This is a genomic window from Streptomyces sp. NPDC002055, from assembly GCF_040296705.1.
GTDB lineage: Bacteria > Actinomycetota > Actinomycetes > Streptomycetales > Streptomycetaceae > Streptomyces.
In genome coordinates this window covers 1-19668 of the sequence record NZ_JBEOXS010000095.1, presented here as the reverse complement: position 1 = coordinate 19668, position 19668 = coordinate 1, and the positions used below count along the sequence as shown (strand labels likewise).

16 protein-coding genes are annotated in these 19668 nt (G+C 71.9%); 8 read left to right on the top strand and 8 right to left on the bottom strand.

The genetic code is table 11. The annotated features are described in order from the left end of the window. Positions 1–152 precede the first annotated feature (152 nt). Both ABT112_RS33120 and ABT112_RS33115 read left to right on the top strand, forming a co-directional pair. Positions 153–647 carry a DUF6114 domain-containing protein gene (locus tag ABT112_RS33120; RefSeq protein WP_351515507.1) on the top strand — a complete coding sequence of 165 codons (495 nt, stop codon included), beginning with the start codon at positions 153–155 and terminating at the stop codon, positions 645–647. Then, positions 640–1929, top strand: a complete 1290-nt coding sequence (locus tag ABT112_RS33115) for a hypothetical protein (protein ID WP_502975523.1) — start codon at positions 640–642, stop codon at positions 1927–1929. The genes ABT112_RS33120 and ABT112_RS33115 overlap by 8 nt, the downstream gene beginning before the upstream one ends. A 209-nt stretch (positions 1930–2138) precedes the next feature. Here ABT112_RS33115 and pyk read toward each other — a convergent pair whose 3' ends face one another. The 3 genes from pyk to pta are packed head-to-tail and all read right to left on the bottom strand — an operon-like array spanning position 2139 to position 6880. After that, positions 2139–3566, bottom strand: coding sequence for a pyruvate kinase (gene pyk / locus ABT112_RS33110; RefSeq protein ID WP_351515505.1), 1428 nt, complete (start codon positions 3564–3566; stop codon positions 2139–2141). 60 nt (positions 3567–3626) lie between these two features. Further along, positions 3627–4781, bottom strand: coding sequence for an acetate kinase (locus ABT112_RS33105; RefSeq protein WP_351515504.1), 1155 nt, complete (start codon positions 4779–4781; stop codon positions 3627–3629). Next, a complete protein-coding gene (pta, locus tag ABT112_RS33100; protein ID WP_351515503.1) occupies positions 4778–6880 on the bottom strand; it encodes a phosphate acetyltransferase in 2103 nt (700 codons plus the stop codon). Before pta ends, ABT112_RS33105 begins: the two co-directional genes overlap by 4 nt. A 293-nt stretch (positions 6881–7173) precedes the next feature. On the opposite strand from pta, the gene ABT112_RS33095 reads away from it, so the two are divergent. The 5 genes from ABT112_RS33095 (at position 7174) to ABT112_RS33075 (ending at position 11287) form a co-directional block, all read left to right on the top strand. Further along, entirely contained in the window at positions 7174–8199 is a 1026-nt protein-coding gene (locus ABT112_RS33095) for an ATP-dependent 6-phosphofructokinase (RefSeq protein ID WP_351515502.1), read from the top strand. 359 nt (positions 8200–8558) lie between these two features. Continuing rightward, on the top strand, positions 8559–8729 hold the full coding sequence (locus ABT112_RS33090) for a Scr1 family TA system antitoxin-like transcriptional regulator (protein ID WP_351515501.1): 171 nt from the start codon (positions 8559–8561) through the stop codon (positions 8727–8729). After that, complete coding sequence (locus ABT112_RS33085; RefSeq protein WP_502975522.1) at positions 8726–8938, top strand: DUF397 domain-containing protein; 213 nt, start codon at positions 8726–8728, stop codon at positions 8936–8938. Before ABT112_RS33090 ends, ABT112_RS33085 begins: the two co-directional genes overlap by 4 nt. Positions 8939–9342: 404 nt before the next feature. Then, positions 9343–9888, top strand: a complete 546-nt coding sequence (locus ABT112_RS33080) for a GNAT family N-acetyltransferase (protein ID WP_351515500.1) — start codon at positions 9343–9345, stop codon at positions 9886–9888. Between the two features lie 286 nt (positions 9889–10174). Further along, a complete protein-coding gene (locus tag ABT112_RS33075) occupies positions 10175–11287 on the top strand; it encodes a methyltransferase domain-containing protein (protein ID WP_351515499.1) in 1113 nt (370 codons plus the stop codon). Positions 11288–11422: 135 nt separating this feature from the next. Here ABT112_RS33075 and ABT112_RS33070 read toward each other — a convergent pair whose 3' ends face one another. From ABT112_RS33070 to ABT112_RS33050, 5 genes are all read right to left on the bottom strand, one after another. Beyond that, entirely contained in the window at positions 11423–12394 is a 972-nt protein-coding gene (locus tag ABT112_RS33070; protein WP_351515498.1) for a carbohydrate ABC transporter permease, read from the bottom strand. Position 12395: 1 nt separating this feature from the next. Further along, positions 12396–13355 (bottom strand): carbohydrate ABC transporter permease, encoded by a 960-nt coding sequence (locus ABT112_RS33065; protein WP_351515497.1) that lies wholly within the window; start codon positions 13353–13355, stop codon positions 12396–12398. Further along, complete coding sequence (locus tag ABT112_RS33060) at positions 13352–14710, bottom strand: extracellular solute-binding protein (RefSeq protein ID WP_351515508.1); 1359 nt, start codon at positions 14708–14710, stop codon at positions 13352–13354. The genes ABT112_RS33065 and ABT112_RS33060 overlap by 4 nt, the downstream gene beginning before the upstream one ends. A 439-nt stretch (positions 14711–15149) precedes the next feature. After that, complete coding sequence (locus ABT112_RS33055) at positions 15150–15851, bottom strand: response regulator (RefSeq protein ID WP_351515496.1); 702 nt, start codon at positions 15849–15851, stop codon at positions 15150–15152. After that, a complete protein-coding gene (locus ABT112_RS33050; protein WP_351515495.1) occupies positions 15848–17848 on the bottom strand; it encodes a sensor histidine kinase in 2001 nt (666 codons plus the stop codon). Before ABT112_RS33050 ends, ABT112_RS33055 begins: the two co-directional genes overlap by 4 nt. A gap of 149 nt (positions 17849–17997) precedes the next feature. Here ABT112_RS33050 and ABT112_RS33045 point away from each other — a divergent pair, with 149 nt between their 5' ends. Next, the gene (locus tag ABT112_RS33045) at positions 17998–19401 is read left to right on the top strand and encodes a cation:dicarboxylate symporter family transporter (RefSeq protein WP_351515494.1); all 1404 of its coding nucleotides are present in this window, start codon (positions 17998–18000) and stop codon (positions 19399–19401) included. The last annotated feature ends 267 nt before the right edge of the window (positions 19402–19668 follow it).

Sequence of the window (19668 nt, the reverse complement as noted above, 5' to 3'; positions counted from 1 at the left end):
AAACATTCTCGCTGAGCGTCATCACCTTTAAGAACCACTAGGTTTTCATGGATTGATAATAAGCACCCGCGGGGGGGGGGGGGGGGGCCCCCCCCCCCGCCCGCCCCCCACCACTCATTTCGTACAACGCCGGTCCCAGGGAGCTGTTTTCCATGAGCGCCGAGTCACCAGGGCAGCGTGACCGAATCAAATACTGGCGGCTTCGCTTTCGTGGTTGGCGCGGCAGCCGGCCGTTCTGGGCGGGCCTGCTGACGATGCTGGGCGGAGTGCCGATCGCCTATCTCCCGTACGCACACCTCAAGGTGGGCCAGCTGACCGTGCGGATGGCCACCACCGCCGGTGCGGGTTCGCTGATCATCGGCGTCCTGCTGATCACCCTCGGACTCACCATGTGGTACCACCACATCGTCCGGGTGTTCGCGGGCGTCGCCACCATCCTGTTGGCCCTGGTCTCGATTCCGGTGTCCAACCTCGGCGGCTTCATGATCGGCTTCCTGCTGTCGCTGGTGGGCGGTGGGCTGTCCCTCGCCTGGGCGCCGTGCGCCCCCGCCGGGAAGGCGGACAACTCCGGCGCCGCGTCCGACGATCCGTTCACGGCCCCGAGCGGGAACACCGTCGAGGTCGCCGGCGGGAGGCACCGTGGGTAGCGACGAGGTCCCCTTCGGCGCAGCCGGAGGCGATGCGGCTCGTGTGAGAACGGGGCCGCGCCACGCGGCCCCCAGGAAGTCGCTGCTCACCAAGCTGCAGATTCCTGCGAGCAAGGCCTTGGCCCTGGCCGCGATGCCCACGGCGGTGTTCGTCGGCATGGGGCTCACCCCGAAGCTCGCCCAGGCCGACGAGATGCCCAGCAATCCTTTCGCGTCCGGTCCCTGTGTGACCCGTTCCGACGAGGCACAGGACGAGAAGAAGGACGAGAAGGAGCCGTCGGACAAGGAGTCGGCGAAGCCGGGTGCCGGGCCGTCGGCCGGGCCGAGCGCGAAGCCGTCGACCCAGCCTTCCCCGGCGCCGTCCTCCGGTGGTGACTCCGCGGAGCAGCCGTCCACCGGTACGGACGAGGCGGCCGGCGAGGAGCAGGAGCCCTCGGCCGAGCCGACGCCGGAGGAGACCAGGAACCCGCTGGACCCGCTGGGTGTCGGCGAGAAGATCAAGGACCTCTTCGACGGGGACGACGACGAGGAGGAGCCCTCGCCGACCGCGAGCGGCTCCGCGTCGGAGGAGCCGGACGCCACGAGCACGGCCGCCCCGAAGCCCGAGGAGTCCGAGAAGCCCGCGGAGAAGCCGGCCGCGGACGCCGTCGAGGACACGACGGACAAGACCGAGAGCGCCATCCGCGAGGCCGCCGGCAGGGCCGGGGTCAAGGTCGAGGACGTCTCCGAGAAGGCCAAGGAGTCCGCCGAGGGCGTCAAGGGCGAGGAGTCCGGCGCGGAGGACGGCAAGAAGCCGTTCCCCTGCCCGACCCACGACGCCGAGGCGCTGGCCAACGCCGATCTGGACGAGGGCGCACCGCTCCTGCCGGACGAACCGTGGCAGCTGGAGAGCTCCAAGCTCACCCTGCGGGGCCTGGACTACAAGGGCATCGTCGAGGTCAAGACCTACAGCGGCAAGGTCAAGAAGGTCCTGAAGTTCACCGCTGAAAAGACCGACATCGACGACCTGCACCAGCTCGTGGAAGGGCCCCAGGGCACCACGAGCCACGTCCAGGCGCGCAAGGGCACCACGTCGACCATCCGCGACGGAACGGTCACCATGTACACCGAGGAGCTGAAGGGCAAGCTGTTCGGGCTGTTCCCCGTCACCTTCAGCCCGGACACTCCGCCCCCGCTGAACGTGTCCATCGCCGTCTTCACCGATGTGCAGGTGCGGCAGGCGGGCCAGTTCGGCGGCACGCTCACCGTGCCCGGTATGCACCTGTTCAACTCGGCGGGCTGAGGCCTCCGGGACGGACCGGAACCCCCGGGACGGGCTGAGACCTCCGGGAGCCGCAATGACAGTGGGGCACCCCTTCGGTGAAGGGGGTGCCCCACTGCGCTGTGCGGACTCCGTACCGGTGCCCCAGGGCTGCGGATCCGCGCGGACGCCCGCGAACACGCCGGTGGGCGGCACCCCCCGGATGCCGCCCACCGCCGGTCCGTGCCGGATCAGGCCTTCTCGCCGCCCAGGTGGTGCACCCGCACCATGTTGGTGGTGCCGGGGACGCCGGGCGGGGAGCCCGCCGTGATGATCATGGTGTCGCCCTCGGCGTAGCGGCCCAGCTTCAGCAGCTCGGCGTCGACCAGGTCGACCATGGAGTCGGTGTTCTCCACATACGGCACCACGAACGACTCCACGCCCCAGCTCAGCGTGAGCTGGTTGCGGGTCGAGGCGTCGGTGGTGAAGGCGAGGATCGGCTGCTGCGCGCGGTAGCGGCTCAGCCGGCGCGCGGTGTCACCGGACTGCGTGAAGGCGACCAGCGACTTGGCGCCCAGGAAGTCGGCGATCTCGCAGGCCGCACGGGCCACCGAACCGCCCTGGGTCCGCGGCTTCTTGCCCGGCACCAGCGGCTGGAGACCGCGGGAGAGCAGCTCCTCCTCGGCCGCCGCCACGATCCGGGACATCGTCTTGACCGTCTCGATCGGGTACTTGCCGACCGACGACTCCGCCGACAGCATCACCGCGTCCGCGCCGTCCAGGATCGCGTTCGCCACGTCGGAGGCCTCGGCGCGGGTCGGGCGCGAGGAGTTGATCATCGACTCCATCATCTGGGTCGCGACGATCACCGGCTTGGCGTTCCGGCGGCCCAGCTCGATGAGCCGCTTCTGCACCATGGGCACCCGCTCCAGCGGGTACTCGACGGCGAGGTCACCGCGGGCGACCATGACGCCGTCGAAGGCCATCACGATCTCCTGCATGTTCTCCACCGCCTGCGGCTTCTCCACCTTGGCGATGACCGGGACGCGGCGGCCCACCTCGTCCATGATCCGGTGCACGTCGCGCACGTCGGAGGCGTCGCGGACGAAGGACAGCGCCACCATGTCGCAGCCGAGGGCCAGGGCGAAGCGCAGGTCCTCGACGTCCTTCTCGGACAGCGCGGGGACGTTCACCGCCACGCCGGGCAGGTTGATGCCCTTGTGGTCGGAGACCACGCCGCCCTCGATGACGATGGTGCGCACCTGCGGGCCGTCGACCTCGACGACCTGGAGCGCGACCGCGCCGTCGTTGATGAGGATCGTCTCGCCCTTCGAGACGTCCCCGGGTAGCCCCTTGTAGGTGGTGCCGCAGATGCTCTTGTCGCCCGGCACGTCCTCGGTGGTGATGACGAACTCGTCACCGCGCACCAGCTCGACCGGGCCCTCGGCGAAGGTCTCCAGCCGGATCTTCGGGCCCTGGAGGTCGACGAGCACGCCCACCGCGCGGCCGGTCTCCTCGGAGGCCTTGCGGACGCGGTGGAACCGCTCCTCGTGCTCCGGGTGGCTTCCGTGGCTCATGTTGAAGCGGGCCACGTTCATACCGGCCTCGATCAGCGCCTTCAACTGATCGAAGGAGTCGACGGCGGGGCCCAGAGTGCAGACGATTTTGGAACGGCGCATGGGGCGATCCTATCGGTTTGTTTCGGAGCGGAATATAGGAGCTGTGCGAAGATCCGAGGATCAAGCCTGGACCAGGGCGTATGCCTGAGTGGCGATCTCCATCTCCTCGTCGGTGGGCACCACGGCGACCGCGACCCGGCTCTCGTCGGCCGAGATCAGCCGGGCCGACGGGCTCCGGACGGCGTTGCGCACCGCGTCCACCTCGACACCCAGCGCCGTCAGACCGCGCAGCGCCGCCTCGCGCACGGCCGCGGAGTTCTCCCCCACGCCCGCGGTGAACGCGATGGCGTCCACCCGGCCGAGTACCGCGGTGTACGCGCCGACATACTTGCGCAGCCGGTGCACATAGACGTCGAAGGCGAGCTGCGCCGTGACGTCGCCCTCGCCCATCCTGCGGCCGATCTCCCGCATGTCGTTGTCGCCGCAGAGGCCGAGCAGGCCGCTCCGCTTGTTCAGCAGGTCGTCGATCTCGTCCGTGGACAGGCCGCCCACCCGCGCCAGGTGGAAGATCACCGCCGGGTCGATGTCGCCCGAGCGGGTGCCCATGACCAGGCCCTCCAGCGGGGTGAGGCCCATGGAGGTGTCCACGCAGGTGCCGCCGCGGACCGCGGAGGCGCTGGCGCCGTTGCCCAGGTGCAGCACGATGACGTTCACCTCGGACGGGTCCTTGCCGAGCAGCTCGGCCGTGGCCCGCGAGACGTAGGCGTGCGAGGTGCCGTGGAAGCCGTAGCGGCGGACGCCGTGCTCGTCGGCGGTGGCGGTGTCGATCGCGTAGCGGGCCGCGTACTCCGGGAGCGTGGAGTGGAAGGCCGTGTCGAAGACGGCGACCTGCGGCAGGTCCGGCCGCAGCTCGCGGGCCACCTTGATCCCGGTGATGTTGGCCGGGTTGTGCAGCGGGGCGAGCGGGACCAGCTCCTCGATCGCCGCCACCACCTCGTCGGTGATCAGGGTGGGCTCGGTGAACCGGATGCCGCCGTGCACCACCCGGTGCCCCACCGCCGCCAGCTCGGGGGAGTCCAGCCCCAGCCCCTGGGCGGCCAGCTCGTCGGCGACCTGCTTGAGCGCCGCGGCGTGGTCGGCCACCGGACCGTCGCCGATCCGCTCCACCAGGCCGGACGCCAGCCGGGTGCCGCCGGCCATGTCGAGCAGCTGGTACTTGACCGACGAGGAGCCGGAGTTGAGGACGAGGACACGGGTGCCTGGGGTGCGGTTCACGCGGTCTGAGCCTTCTGTGTGCGGGCCTTCTGGTTCTGGGCCTGGATGGACGTGATGGCGACGGTGTTGACGATGTCCGAGACCAAGGCGCCGCGGGAGAGGTCGTTGACCGGCTTGCGCAGGCCCTGGAGGACCGGGCCGACCGCGACCGCGCCCGCCGAGCGCTGGACCGCCTTGTAGGTGTTGTTGCCGGTGTTCAGGTCGGGGAAGACCAGCACGGTGGCCTGGCCCGCGACCTGGGAATCGGGCAGCTTGGTCGCGGCGACGGCGGCGTCGACCGCGGCGTCGTACTGGATCGGGCCCTCGACCGGCAGGTCGGGGCGGCGCTCCCGGACGATCTCGGTGGCCTTGCGCACCTTGTCGACATCGGCGCCGCTGCCGGAGCTGCCGGTGGAGTAGGAGAGCATCGCGATCCGCGGCTCCACCCCGAACTGGGCGGCGGTCGCCGCCGACTGGATGGCGATGTCGGCGAGCTGCTCGGCATTGGGGTCGGGGTTGACCGCGCAGTCGCCGTAGACGAGCACCCGGTCCGCCAGGCACATGAAGAAGACCGAGGAGACGATCGCCGCGTCCGGGGCGGTCTTGATGATCTCGAAGGCCGGCCGGATGGTGGCGGCCGTGGAGTGCACCGCACCGGAGACCATGCCGTCGGCCAGGCCCTCCTGGACCATCAGGGTGCCGAAGTAGGAGACGTCGGCGACGATGTCGTGGGCCAGCTCGTAGCCGACGCCCTTGTGCGCGCGGGCCGTCGCGTACAGCTCGGCGAACCGTTCCCGCAGCGGGGAGGTCTGCGGGTCGATGAGCTGCGCGTCGGCCAGGTCGATGCCCAGCTCGGCAGCCCGCTTGCGGATCGCCTCCTCGTCGCCGAGCAGCGTCAGGTCGCAGACGTCGCGCCGCAGCAGGACGTCGGCGGCCCGCAGCACCCGCTCCTCGGTGCCCTCCGGCAGGACGACCCGGCTCCGGTCCGCGCGGGACCGCTCGATCAGGTCGTGCTCGAACATCATCGGTGTGACCCGGGCCGAGCGGGCCACGGAGATACGGTTCGTCAGCGCCACCGTGTCCACATGGCGTTCGAACAGGCCCAGCGCGGTCTCGGCCTTGCGCGGCGAGGCGGCGTTGAGCTTGCTCTGCACCGCGAACAGCTCACCGGCGGTGGGGAAGCTGCCGCCCGGCACCGAGACCACCGGGGTGCCGGGGGCCAGCCGGGAGGCGAGCGCCATGATGTCCGGCCCGGGCCGCTCGTCGAGGGTGAGCAGCACACCGGCGATCGACGGTGCGTTGGCGGAGTGGGCCGCCAGCGAGCCGATGATCAGGTCCGTGCGGTCCCCGGGGGTGACCACCAGGCAGCCCTCGGTCAGGGCCTTGAGGAAGTTCGGCAGCATCGCGCCGCCGAAGACGAAGTCCCGGGCGTCCCGGGCGAGTCCGGCCGCGTCGCCGAGCAGCACCTCGGCGTCGAGGGCGTGCACGATCTGCTGCACGGTGGGGGCGGACAGCGAGGCGTCCTCGGGGAGCGCGTAGCAGGGGACCGGCAGCCGCGCGGTCAGCCGCTCCGCGACGGCCGTGCGGTCCGCGGGGGCGACCCGGTTGACGATCATGGCCGAGATCTCGCAGCCGAGCGCGTGGTAGGCGGCGTACGCGTTGCGCACCTCGGCGCGCACCGACTCGGCGGGCTGGTTCTGGCCGCCGACCACCGGTATCACCGAGGCCCCGAACTCGTTCGCCAGCCGCGCGTTGAGGTTGATCTCGGCGGGCAGGCTGGTGGCCGCGAAGTCGGTGCCCAGGACCAGGACGAACTCGTAGTCGCGGGCCACACGGTGGAAGCCCTCCACGAGTTGGGAGACCAGCTCGTCGGTGCCCTTCTCGGCCTGGAGGGCCGCGGCCTCGCCGTACCGCATGCCGTACACGGTGTCCGCGGGCTGGCTCAGCCGGTAGCGGGCGCGGAGCAGGTCGAAGAGCCGGTCGGGGCCGTCGTCGTGCAGCAGCGGGCGGAACACCCCCACGCGGTCGACGTGGCGGGTCAGAAGTTCCATGACCCCCAGCTCGACGACCTGGCGGCCGTCTCCCCGGTCGATCCCGGTCACGTACACGCTGCGCGTCACGTGTGCTCTCCGATCTGATTCTCGTGTCCGGCCCGCAGAGTGCGGGTCTGCGGGGCCGCGGGACGCCTGATCTGCGAACCGCAGGGTTGATCTGCGAACCACAGGGTGCCTGGCCTGCGAAAATGACAAACGGAATGGGCCTGTCCTCTTGACAATACCTGTCGCGATGGGTAAGGCGCTCGTCCGGGTCCGGGGGGCGCGGGCACCGTGTGTGGCGTGGAACAATCGAACTGGCCCAGATGTATCACTCCGGCCCCGGCAGAGGGACCCCACCAGCCAGGAGACACAGCACGATGCGCATCGGAGTTCTCACCGCAGGCGGCGACTGTCCCGGGCTGAACGCCGTGATCCGGTCGGTCGTGCACCGGGCCGTGACGGAGCACGAGGACGAGGTCATCGGCTTCGAGGACGGATTCAAGGGCCTGCTCGAACGGCGTTACCGCAAGCTGGACCTCGACGCGGTCAGCGGCATCCTCGCCCGCGGCGGCACCATCCTGGGCTCGGCCCGGCTGGAGCGCGCCCGGCTCACCGAGGCCACGGACAACGCCGAGGAGCTCTGCCGGGAGCTCGGTCTGGACGCGCTGATCCCGATCGGCGGGGAGGGCACCCTCACCGCCGCCCGGATGCTCGCCGACGCCGGGATGCCGGTGGTCGGCGTGCCGAAGACCATCGACAACGACATCTCCTCCACCGACCGCACCTTCGGGTTCGACACCGCGGTCGGGGTCGCCACCGAGGCCATCGACCGGCTGAAGACCACCGCCGAGTCGCACCAGCGCGTGATGGTCGTCGAGGTCATGGGCCGGCACGCGGGCTGGATCGCGCTGGAGTCCGGCATGGCGGGCGGCGCGCACGGAATCTGCCTGCCGGAGCGCCGGTTCGCGGTCGACGACCTCTGCCGGATGGTGGAGGAGCGCTTCGCGCGGGGCAAGAAGTTCGCGGTCATCTGCGTCGCCGAGGGCGCGCACCCGGCCGAGGGCTCGATGCCGTACGAGAAGGGCGCCATCGACCAGTACGGGCACGAGCGCTTCGCCGGGATCGGCAACCGGCTCGCCGCCGAACTGGAGCGCCGCGTCGGCACGGAGGCGAAGCCGGTCATCCTCGGCCACGTCCAGCGCGGCGGCACCCCCACCGCCTACGACCGGGTCCTCGCCACCCGGTTCGGCTGGCACGCCGTCGAGGCGGCCCACCGCGGTGAGTTCGGCATGATGACGGCGCTGCGCGGCACGGACATCCGCCTGGTGCCGCTGGCGCAGGCGGTCACCGAGCTGAAGACCGTCCCGGCGGACCGGATGGCGGAGGCCGAGTCGGTCTTCTGAGCGGGGCCTGCTGCTGAGCGGGGTCTTGCTCTCCCGGAACGCCCTCACCTGTTCAAGGTCCCACAGCCGAGACCTGCCTCACCGTCCACAACCTCCCCGGACGGAACAGCTAGGTCGAACGTTTTCACCACACAGCACGACGCCGCCCAGACCACCAAGGATCAGGGCGGCGTCGTGCTGCCGTCATAAAGCCAGTTCAAGCCCCGCGACCACGCGGCGCAGGAACCCCACGTCCGGCAGCGCAAACGGCCGAACCGTTGACCGTGCCGACTTCTCCCGCTGCGGGAGCGGCGTGGGCTGCGGCGGTCGTACCGCCAGTTCCGCCCAGACCACCTTGCCGCCCGCGATGCGGTAAGAGGATGGAGCCGACCACCGTCTACATGGAGGGCTTCACGGGGGATCTCTACCTCGACAAGCCGCAAGAGATCGAGCGGTACAACCAGGCGTTCACGTCGATCTGGGATACGGCCGTGGACGCCAAGGACACACAGAACATGCTTCACCAAGCGGCAAAGGAGTTTGCGCGATGATGAGTTCGGACCTCACGGGCGCGGTGTGGCGTAAGTCGAGCCGCTCTCAGAACAACGGCCAGTGCGTCGAGGTCGCCTTCCTGAGCGATGGCCGCGTGGCCATGCGTGACAGCAAGGACAACGGGAACGGCCCGGCTCTCGTCTTCACCTCTGGCGAGTGGGCCGCGTTCGAAGGCGGCATGCTGGATGGCGAATTCGAGCGGCGGTAGCACCGTCCGTCAGCACGCCGCAGCAAGAGCGCCCGACCAAGCGACCGGTCGGGCGCCCTTTCGCTGCACGATCACGTCGCTGGATGCCGGGCATCACTCAATGCCCATCCCTGATCTTGCGTGGGTATCCCCGGCTTCAGCCGGGGAGGGAAACGGATCCTCGACCCGGGGGTGTGAAGCGCCTACTACGCCGTCCACGTCGCCTTCGCCCAGCTCGCCCAGGGTGACGCCGAGCAGGCATGCACCACCGCCGTCGGCGTCATCCCGCCGCCCGGCTCCACCAACGTCGGCCGCATCCCGCACCTGCTGACCACCTTCACTGCCGAGCTCAACGCCACGGCACCGGGCGCACGCGTCACCCGCGAATGGAATGCCCGAACCGCCCGACTGGAAGGACCTGCCACGTGACCACCGTGGAACTGCGCCGCTACGGCCGCCACGATCTCGACAGCATCCGGCAGACACTCACGGACATGTACGCCGAGGTCTATGCCGACCGGCTCTCCGACCCCTTCTTCTCCGTCGAGCGGTTCGAGGAACGGCTGGAAGGTCACGTCTCCCGCGACCCCTGGGAAGTCATCATCGGCTGGGACGGCACAGAACCGGTCGGCTACGCCTACGGATCCCCCCTCCAGCCTCGCTCCCGCTGGTGGGCCGGAATGCTTCAGCCACTGCCGGAGGCGATGACAGCCGAGGACGGCACACGGACCATGGCCCTGTTCGAACTGCTGGTGCGCCGGCCCTGGCGCAAGACCGGAACGGCCCGGCGCATCCACGAAGAACTGCTGTCCGGCCGCGCGGAAGAACGCGTGACGCTCCTGGTCGAGCCGACCCACCCGAAGGTCAAGACACTGTACGAGTCGTGGGGGTACGAGAACGTCGGCGATCAGCAGCCGTTCCCCGACGCCCCGGTGTACGCGACCATGCTCCGCATGCTGCGGTCCGCTTGAACCGACGCACCTTGGTCCGTGACAGCGTCAGGGAGCGGCTCCGTACGCGCCGTGCGGGCGCTGTCCGGCGTGCACAGGTTCAGCCGGCTCGCGCGGTGCGCCCGTGCGCCCTGCCGTGCCCCTCGATCCAGCGCCACGATGGACGCCCCCACACGACCGAAGGGGCTGTTATGGGGAAGCACGAGAAGCCGCCGCCGGACCCGGGCCAGGGCAATCCGCCGCCGGGCAACAGCGATGGGCAGGTGCCACCGCCCCCGCCTGGAGACGGAAAGCACAAGAAATGACCATGGGGCATGAGCTGCGCGCCGCGCTGGATGCCGTCATGGACCAGCGCGGCGCCTGGCCCGACCGGTCCCCGTGGATTCGGCACGCTGTCGCCGCAGTACCCCGGGAGCAGTTCGCGCCGGGTCGGCTCTGGCGCTGGGACGGCCACACCTACATCCCCGTCGACCGCACCGCTGACCCCGACGCGTGGGAGGCCGAGGTGTACGGCTCGCCCGACACGGCGGCCGTCACCCAGGTCGCCGGGGGCGTTCCGTCCTCCAGCCTGTCCTGTCAGGCCGTGGTCGTCGACATGCTGGACTCCTTGCTGCTGGAGCCCGGTCACCGGGTGCTGGAGCTGGGTGCCGGCACCGGCTGGAACGCAGCGCTCCTGAGCCGACGGGCCGGGCGGGGGCGGGTGGTCAGTGTCGAGGTGGACGCGGAGTTGGCGACAGCCGCTGCCGAGCGGCTGAAGCTCTCCGGTGCCGATGTGGCGGTGCAGGTCGGCGACGGCGCGGCGGGCTGGCTGCCGGGAGCCCCGTACGACCGGGTGATGGCCACTTATGGGGTCGACCGCGTTCCCTGGCCGTGGGTGGAGCAGACACGGCTCGGCGGGCGGCTCGTCGTCCCGTGGGGGCGGCTGGGGCACGTCGCGCTCACCCGCGCTGCCGACGGCCGGTCCGCGAGCGGGTGGGTGCAGGGGCTGGCTACGTTCATGCTCGCCCGCGGCTCAGACCTCGGCCGGAATTTCAGGCAGGTACGTGCGGCAGCCCCGGATGAGCAGGAGCGGCCTTTCACGCGCGATCTGGCGCCGCTCCAGGCCGACTGGCACCTGCGGTTCGCCCTCCGGGTCGCCCTGCCGGACATCCGGATCACCATCGGTGAGGACGACGACGGGCTGAACGCCTGGCTCCACGACGGCTCCACATCGTGGGCGATGCTCGCCGCTGTCGGCGGCGGCACGGTCGCCTACCAGGGCGGTCCCCGACACCTGGCGGACGAGCTGGAGCGGGCCTGGGACGAGTGGCACGCGCTCGGCGAGCCGGAGCTGTACGACTTCGGCCTGATGGTCGAACCCGGCCGGCAGTACGCGTGGTGCAGGGACGCGATCACGGGGCCGCGCTGGCCGACCGCGTAGTTTCGGACGCAACAGGCGCCTGGCGCACTGCATGACCGACACCAGCGCCGGCCTGCTTCGGCGACCACGTCACCCTCAGCCCTTCACCGCTCAGTCCTTCACCGCTCAGTCCTTCACTCCTCGGCCCTCCGCCGCTCACCCCTTCACCGCGCCGCCGAAGGCGAAGCCGCCGCCGAGCCGGCCGGCGATAGTTGCGTAGAGCAGCACCACCGGGGTCGAGTACAGGATCGAGAACGCCGCCAGCTGCCCGTACGCCACGGCCCCGTGGTTGCCGAAGAAGGTGAAGATGCTCACCGAGGCGGGCAGCTGCTCCGGGGTGAGCAGCAGCATGAAGGGGACGAAGAAGTTGCCCCACATCATGATGAAGCTGTAGATCGCCACCACCGCCAGGCCCGGCCCCATGAGCGGCAGCACGATGCGGACCAGGGTCTGCCGGCCGGAGGCGCCGTCGGTCCGGGCGGCCTCCTCCAGGACCGTCGGCACGCCGTCCATGAAGTTCTTCATCAGCCAGATCGCGAACGGGAGTTGCGCGGCGGCCAGGAACAGCGCCGTGCCGTGCAGGGTGTCGATCAGCTCCACCTGAACGAAGATCCCGTAGACCGGAACCATGATCGCGGTGACCGGCAGACAGGTGGTGAACAGGACGGTCAGCAGGTAGGGGCGGTTCAGCCGGGAGGGGAACCGGGACAGCGGGTACGCCGCCAGGGCGGCGCAGCCGAGGGTGAGCGCGGTCGCCCCGCCGCACAGCAGCAGGCTGTTGAGCATCGGCCGGTAGGTGATCTCGGGATCCAGGACGGCCGCGAAGTGGTCCGCCGTCGGCGGGGACGGCACGGCGACGCGCAGCCCCGCGTCCGCGTCCAGGGAGGCCAGCACCAGCCAGGCCAGCGGGACGGCGAACGCGGCGGCCAGCACGAGCAGCGCCGCGTCGGCCGCCAGCCGGTGCCGGGTGCGGCGGTCGGCCAGTGGGCGGAGGGCCCGGCGGGGCGCGTCCTCCTGCCCGGCCCCTTTCCCGGCCGGGTGTGGCTCCGCACCGTTTCCGGCCCGGCGGGGCTCGGCACGGGTGCGGGACCGGCGGGGCTCCGGCCGGTGCCAAGGGCGGCGGGCCATGTCACACCTCCGTCCGCAGCAGCCGCAGCCAGGCCACCGAGAACACCGCTCCGACCAGCAGAAGCAGCAGCGCCACCGCCGTGCCGTAGCCGATCAGGGCCTTGCCGAACGCCTGGTCGTACATGAACACCGGCAGGGTCTGGCTGCGGCCGGCCGGCCCGCCCCGGGTCATGGCCCAGATCAGCCCGAACACCGAGAGCGTCTGCAGGGTGTTGAGCATCAGGTTGGTGCCCACGGAACGGCGGATCAGCGGCAGCGTGATGTGCCACAGCCGCCGGAACCCCCGGGCCCCGTCGACCTCCGCCGCCTCGGTGATCTCCTGCGGTATCCCGGAGAGCGCGGCGGAGTAGACCAGCATGGAGAAGGCGGTGCCGCGCCAGACGTTGGCCAGCGCCACCGCGAGGATGGGCAGCGTGAACAGCCAGTTCTGGGACGGGAGATGAGCTACGTCCAGGATCGCGTTGAGGGTGCCCTCGCGCCGGAAGAAGGCGTAGAGGAGGAAGCCCGCGACGATCTCGGGCAGCACCCAGGCCGCGATGACGAGCGAGCCCGTCACGGTGCGGACCGGTCGCGAGGCCCGCCGCATCAGCCCGGCGAGCGCCAGGCCCAGGGTGTTCTGCCCGAGCACCGACGAGATCAGGGTGAAGACGAGGGTGAGGACGACGGCGTTGCGGAAGCCGTCGTCGGTGAAGGCCCGCCGGAAGTTGTCCAGGCCGACGAACTCGGTCGTCGACGCGCCGGTCAGCCGCATGTCGGTGAAGGCGATGCCCACGCAGTAGCCGATCGGCCCGCCCAGGAACAGCAGCATCAGGAGGGTGGCCGGGACCAGCGGTAATCGGCGCAGGGCGCGCTGCCGTCGGAGGTGCCGGGGCCGGGGCCGGTGTGGGTGCCGGGAGCGCGGGCCGGGGGCCGCCCCCGCCGCCGGGCGGCCGGAAGCGGGCCGGGCCGCCGCGGTGCTCATCCGGACCCGCCGGTCACCGCGCCGTCGGTGATCGACGCCAGCTGCTCGTCGTAGGTCCGGGCGGCCCGGGCGGGTGAGGCGTCACCGGTGGTCACCGACTCCATCGCGGTGCCGATCGCCGTGGAGACCTGCGGGTAGACGGGCAGCGCGGGGCGGTAGTGGGTGTGCCGCACCAGACCGGTGAAGAAGTCGATCCCCGGCATCGACCGCCGGTACTCCGGGTCCGCGGCGACATCCTCGCGGACGGCGATCTGGGCGTCGAGGACGGCCCAGTCCACGGCGTTCCGCCGCGTCTGGAGGGCCTTCAGGAACGAGAACGCGAGGCCCGGATTGCGGGACTTGGCGGGTACGGCCCAGACCCAGCCGCCCGACATGCTGACCACGCCCGGCGCCCGGCCGTCCCGGGTGGGCATCGGGGCGCGGCCCAGCACCGAGGACCACTCCGGCCACGGCTTGCCGCCGCTCTTCCGCCACTGCTGGCCCATCCAGGAGCCGTCGAGGGCGATCGCGAGCCGGCCCTCGGGCAGCAGTTCGGTGGCGACCCGGGTGTTGATGTTGGGGTCGAGCGCGTCGGAGGGGTCCGGGCCGAGCTTCTCGCCGTACACGGTCCGGATGAAGCCCAGCGCGTCCCGGAAGCCCTTGCCGCCGGTGACCCACTTCTTCGCGCGCGGGTCGTAGAGCGGGTCCTCGCCCGTGCCGTACAGCAGCATCTCGAAGCCCTGCATGACGGCCGCCTCGCCCGGACCCTTGCCGGTGTAGACGTTCAGCGGGATGACCCCGGGCACCTTCCTCTTGATCGTCCGGGCGGCGTCGAGGATGTCGTCCCAGTCCGACGGACGCCAGTCGCGGGGCAGTCCGGCCCGGGCGAAGATCTTCCGGTTGAACCACAGGCCGCGGGTGTCGGTGCCGGTGGGCACGCCGTACGTCCTGCCGTCCCCGCCCCGGGCCGCCCGGCGCGCGGTGGCGGCGAACCGGTCCCACTCGGGCCACCGCGTCAGGTAGCGGTCGAGCGGCCGGAGATGCCCCGCCTCGATGTCGGACCGGACGCGGAAGGTGTCCTCGTAGACCAGGTCCGGCGCGGTCCGGGAGGAGCGCATCATCTGCTGGATCTTGGCGGCGTAGTCGTCGTCCTGGGCCTGGACCGGGACGAGCTTCACCGTCTTGCCCGGGTGCGCCGCCTCGAACTGCTTCTTCACGGATGCCAGATACGCGTCCTTGTACCGGATCGCGTTGTCGGTGCTGCGGTTGTAGGCGACCCGGACGGTGTCCGGATCGCTCCCGGAGCCGCCACCGCAGGCGGTGAGCGCGGTGGCGGCCAGGACTGCGGCGACGATCAGCGGGGCGGTGGAGCGCACGGGCACGACCTCCTCCTGGCCTGGCCTCGAGTGGGCTGCCTGGCGACCGTACGAGGCCCTCACCGGCCGGTCAATGGCTGTGGATGACTACCCGTCAGGGAGGTGGTGAGTCGTCATGAAAGCGTCAATCCCTGGTGGCGGGGGCGCACTTCGGCGATCCGCGCCGCGCCTGGTGGAGCCCGGCGCGCCACGGGGGCGTGGCCGGGGGAGGAGTGGCCGGGGAGGAGTGCTCGGGGCGGGGCAGGTGGGCCCCGCTGGTGGTGGTCCCGCTCGGGAGTGGTCCCCTCGGGCTGCGCACCCGAGCCCAAGGGTGACGAGGCGACACGGCGCGCGGGCCGGTTCGGCTCGGCGGTCGGTCCGGAGGGTGGGCCCCGTGAGGTCCGGACCGGCGTCGGCGCCCGGTTCGGTGGGGTCCGGACCGGGGCCGCCGGCGCCCGGTTCAGCGCGGGGAGAGCCAGCGGTAGCAGAGCTCCGGCCGCCCGATCTGCCCGTACTGCGGGGTGCGTTCGGCCCGGCCCGCACCGACCAGGTGCTCCAGATAGCGCCGCGAGGTGATGCGGGAGATTCCCACCGCCTCTCCGGCGGCGCTCGCGGTGACACCCCGGGGCCCGGACTCCCGCAGCACCCGGGTCACCGCCTCCAGCGTGGGGCCGCTCAGCCCCTTGGGCAGGTCCGCCGGCTGCGGCGCCCGCAGCGACGCGATGGCCCGGTCGACCTCGTCCTGGCCGCTGGCCTCCCCGGCGGCCCCCCGGAACTCGGCGTACCGGACGAGCCGGTCCCGCAGCGTGGCGAAGGTGAACGGCTTCAGGACGTGCTGCACCACGCCGAGCGAGACCCCCTCCCGGACGACCGCCAGATCCCGGGCCGAGGTCACTGCGATCACATCCGCGGTGTGCCCGGCCGCCCGCAGCGACCGGACGAGCTGGAGCCCGTGCCCGTCGGGCAGATACAGGTCGAGCAGCAGCAGATCCACCGGCTGCCGGTCCAGCGCCCGCCGTGCCGCGCCGCCGGAGTGCACGGTCCCGGCGACGGTGAACCCGGGGACCCGGCCCACGTAGAGCGCGTGCGCGTCGGCCGCGACCGGGTCGTCCTCCACGACGAGGACGCGGATCGGGCCGTCGCCCTGCTGTGGCTCGGTCATCCGGCTGCTCCGGCGGTTCTTCGGGGTGCGGCGGCTGCGGAGCCGGTGCGGACCGGGAGCCGTACGGTGAACTCCGCTCCGCCTTCCGGCGCCCGCCCCAGTTCGATCGTCCCACCGTTGCGGCGGACCGCCTGGCGGACGAGGGCGAGGCCCAGGCCCCGGCCCGGCCCGGCGGCCGGCCTCGGGACGCCGTCCGGCGCCCTGTCGTCCGGTGTCCCGCCGTCCGGTGCCCCGCCCTCTGGTGCGGCCGGCAGCTTGGTGCTCCAGCCGCGCCGGAAGACCGCGTCGGCCGCGGCGGGGTCCACGCCCGGACCGGTGTCCGCGACCCGCAGGGTGAGCTCTCCGTCCACGGCGCGGGCGGTGACGACGACCCGGGGGCGCGGCCCCGCCGCCGCCCGGCCAGGACCGTCCCCGCTGTCCCCGCCGTCCCCGCAGGATCCGGCCGAGCTCGATCCGTTCGCGCCGGATCCGTCCGGGCCCGATCCGCTCAGGCCGGGGGCGTCCGGGTCGGGTCCGTCCGGGTCGGGTCCGTCCGCGCCGGGTCCGTCCGGGTCGGGTCCGTTCGCGCCGGATCCGTCCGGGCCCGATCCGCTCGGGCTGGGGGCGTCCGGGTCGGATCCGTCCGCGCCGGGGCCGTCCAGGTCGGGTCCGTCCGCGCTCGGTCCCTCCCGGTACGCGCCCTCCGCCGCCGCGTCCAGCGCGTTGTCCACCAGGTTGCCGAGGACCGTGACCAGGTCCCGGGCGGCCAGGGAGTCCGGCAGCAGCCCGTCGTCGATCCGGCTGTCCGGCGCCAGCACCAGCTCGACCCCGCGCTCGTTGGCCTGCGCGGCCTTGCCCAGCAGCAGCGCCGCCAGCACCGGTTCGCCGACCGCGGCGACCACCTGGTCGGTGAGCGCCTGCGCCAGTTCCAGCTCCGCCGTGGCGAACTCCACCGCCTCCTCCGCCCGCCCCAGCTCGATCAGCGAGACGACGGCGTGAAGCCGGTTCGCCGCCTCGTGCGCCTGCGAGCGCAGCGCCTCGGTGAAGCCGCGCACCGAGTCCAGCTCGCCGGAGAGCGCCTGGAGCTCGGTGTGGTCCCGGAGGGTCACCACCGTGCCGCGCTGCTCCCCACTGGAGACGGGTGAGGTGTTCACGACCACGATCCGGTCGGCGGTCAGATGCACCTCGTCCACCCGCGGCTCCGCGGCCAGCAGCGCCCCGGTGAGCGGTGCGGGCAGCCCCAGATCGGCCACCGACCGGCCCACCGCGTCCTCGTCCACCCCCAGCAGCTCGCGCCCGCCGTCGTTGATCAGCGCGATCCGCCGCTGCCCGTCCAGCATCACCAGCCCCTCGCGCACCGCGTGCAGCGCCGCCTGGTGGTAGTCGTGCATCCGGCTGAGCTCGGTGGCGTTCATCCCGTGGGTGTGACGGCGCAGCCGGGCGTTGATCACATAGGTCCCGATGCCGCCGAGCGCCAGCGCGCCCGCCGCGACGCCGAGCAGCCCGGTCATCTGCCGCCGCACCTGGTCGCTGATCCGCTCGACGGTGATGCCCGCGCTGACCAGCCCGACGATGCGCCGGCCGTCCCGGACCGGGGTCACCACCCGGACCGAGGGGCCCAGGGTGCCCGTGTAGGTCTCGGTGAACGTGCGGCCCGCCAGCGCCGGACCGGTGTGGCCCAGGAACGCGCCGCCGATCCGCCCGGGGTCCGGGTGGGTCCAGCGGATGCCCTCCCGGTTCATGATCGTCACAAAGGCGACCCCGCTGTCCCGGCGGACCTGCTCGGCGTACGGCTGGAGCGCGGCCGAGGGATTTCCGCCCCGGATCGCGGCGCGTACCGAGGGCGCGTCCGCGACGGCCCGCGCCGCGGCCGTCGTCTGGTGGCGCGCCGCCTCCTCGGCCTGGCGCAGGGCGGTGACGTACGCGAACACCGCGCACCCGGCGACCGCCGCCGCGACCAGCACGACCTGCATCGCGAAGAGCTGGCCCGCCAGGCTGCGGGGTCGGGGTATGCGCATGGGGCCAGTCTGCCGGGTCCGCGGCGGACGGCCGGAAACGGTCCGTGAACGATATGAACGCAAGGGTGACCGCCGTCACATGGCAGTGGATATTCAGCGGAACGTCCAGGACGTGAGCCGCACGTACTGCGCCAGGACAAGGAGACGACGTGGCTGCGCAGACCTTGCCACCGGAGCCGGCACCGGACCGGCCGGTAAAGACCGGGAAGCGGGACCGGACCCACTTCCTGTACCTCGCCGTGATCGGCGCGGTGCTCCTCGGTATCGCGGTGGGCTTCGCCGCTCCGGGGGTGGCGGTCGAGCTCAAGCCGCTCGGCGCCGGATTCGTGAAGCTGATCAAGATGATGATCTCGCCGGTCATCTTCTGCACGATCGTGCTGGGCGTCGGCTCGGTGCGGAAGGCCGCCAAGGTCGGAGCGGTGGGCGGGCTCGCGCTCGGCTACTTCATGGTGATGTCCACCGTGGCGCTGGGCATCGGCCTGCTGGTGGGGAATCTGCTGGACCCGGGCTCCGGGCTGCACCTCACCGAGGCCACCCGGAGCGCCGGTGAGGCGCAGGCCGAGGGCGCAGCTAAGTCCACCGCGGACTTCCTGCTCAGCATGATCCCGACCACCATGGTCTCCGCCTTCACCAACGAACTGGTGCTCCAGACGCTGCTGGTCGCGCTGCTCGTGGGCTTCGCCCTGCAGGCGATGGGGCCCGCCGGCGAGCCGGTCCTCCGCGGGGTCGGCCACCTCCAGAAGCTGGTCTTCCGGGTGCTGGCCATGATCATGTGGGCCGCCCCGGTCGGCGCCTTCGGCGCGATCGCCGCGGTGGTCGGGGAGACGGGCATCGACGCCCTGAAGTCCCTCGCCGTCATCATGGTCGGCTTCTACCTCACCTGTGCGCTCTTCGTGGTCGTCGTGCTGGGGACGCTGCTGCGGCTGGTCGCCGGGGTGAATCTGTTCCTGCTGCTGAAGTACCTGGCCCGGGAGTTCCTGCTGATCCTGTCGACCTCGTCCTCCGAGTCGGCGCTGCCGCGGCTCATCGCGAAGATGGAGCACCTGGGCGTCAGCAAGCCGGTGGTCGGCATCACCGTGCCCACCGGCTACTCCTTCAACCTCGACGGCACCGCGATCTATCTGACGATGGCCTCGCTGTTCGTCGCCGAGGCGATGGGTGATCCGCTCGCCCTCGGCGAGCAGATCTCCCTGCTCGTCTTCATGATCATTGCTTCCAAGGGGGCCGCGGGCGTCACCGGCGCGGGCCTCGCGACCCTGGCCGGCGGACTCCAGTCGCACCGGCCGGAACTGCTGGACGGCGTCGGGCTGATCGTCGGCATCGACCGCTTCATGAGCGAGGCGCGGGCGCTGACGAACTTCGCGGGCAACGCCGTGGCGACCGTCCTCGTCGGCACCTGGACCAAGGAGATCGACAAGGAGCGGGTGGCCGAGGTGCTCGCCGGACGGGTGCCGTTCGACGAGACGACTATGGCGGACGACGCCCCCGCAGCACCCCACGCGGACGTGCCCGAGCCGCGGGAGCCGGCGGGCAAGGAGCCCGTCGCGGGGTGACCGCCGGCGGGGGACGGGCGGGGCCCGGCTCTGGCTTCGGCCCCGGCCTCGTCCGCGGGCCGCCCCGGCCCGGTGCGCGGTGCCACGGGCCGCGTGCACAGGGCGCGTGAGCAGGGCGCGTGAACAGACCGGGTGAACAGGGGCCGTGAACAGGGCGCCGGGGGGGCGGGGGGGTGTAGCGGGCCCCCCGCCCCGAGGGGTGTAGGGCCGCCCCCGAGACCCACCGGCCCCCCCCGCCCCCCCCACAACGCCCCGCCCACAAACACA

Excerpts from the sequence above, each read along its gene's own strand:
- ABT112_RS33120 (WP_351515507.1), top strand. The coding sequence starts at position 153 with ATGAGCGCCGAGTCACCAGGGCAGCGTGACCGAATCAAATACTGGCGG.
- pyk (WP_351515505.1), bottom strand. The coding sequence starts at position 3,566 with ATGCGCCGTTCCAAAATCGTCTGCACTCTGGGCCCCGCCGTCGACTCC.
- ABT112_RS33095 (WP_351515502.1), top strand. The coding sequence starts at position 7,174 with ATGCGCATCGGAGTTCTCACCGCAGGCGGCGACTGTCCCGGGCTGAAC.
- ABT112_RS33090 (WP_351515501.1), top strand. The coding sequence starts at position 8,559 with ATGGAGCCGACCACCGTCTACATGGAGGGCTTCACGGGGGATCTCTAC.
- ABT112_RS33085 (WP_502975522.1), top strand. The coding sequence starts at position 8,726 with ATGATGAGTTCGGACCTCACGGGCGCGGTGTGGCGTAAGTCGAGCCGC.
- ABT112_RS33075 (WP_351515499.1), top strand. The coding sequence starts at position 10,175 with ATGGGGCATGAGCTGCGCGCCGCGCTGGATGCCGTCATGGACCAGCGC.
- ABT112_RS33070 (WP_351515498.1), bottom strand. The coding sequence starts at position 12,394 with ATGGCCCGCCGCCCTTGGCACCGGCCGGAGCCCCGCCGGTCCCGCACC.
- ABT112_RS33065 (WP_351515497.1), bottom strand. The coding sequence starts at position 13,355 with ATGAGCACCGCGGCGGCCCGGCCCGCTTCCGGCCGCCCGGCGGCGGGG.
- ABT112_RS33055 (WP_351515496.1), bottom strand. The coding sequence starts at position 15,851 with ATGACCGAGCCACAGCAGGGCGACGGCCCGATCCGCGTCCTCGTCGTG.
- ABT112_RS33050 (WP_351515495.1), bottom strand. The coding sequence starts at position 17,848 with ATGCGCATACCCCGACCCCGCAGCCTGGCGGGCCAGCTCTTCGCGATG.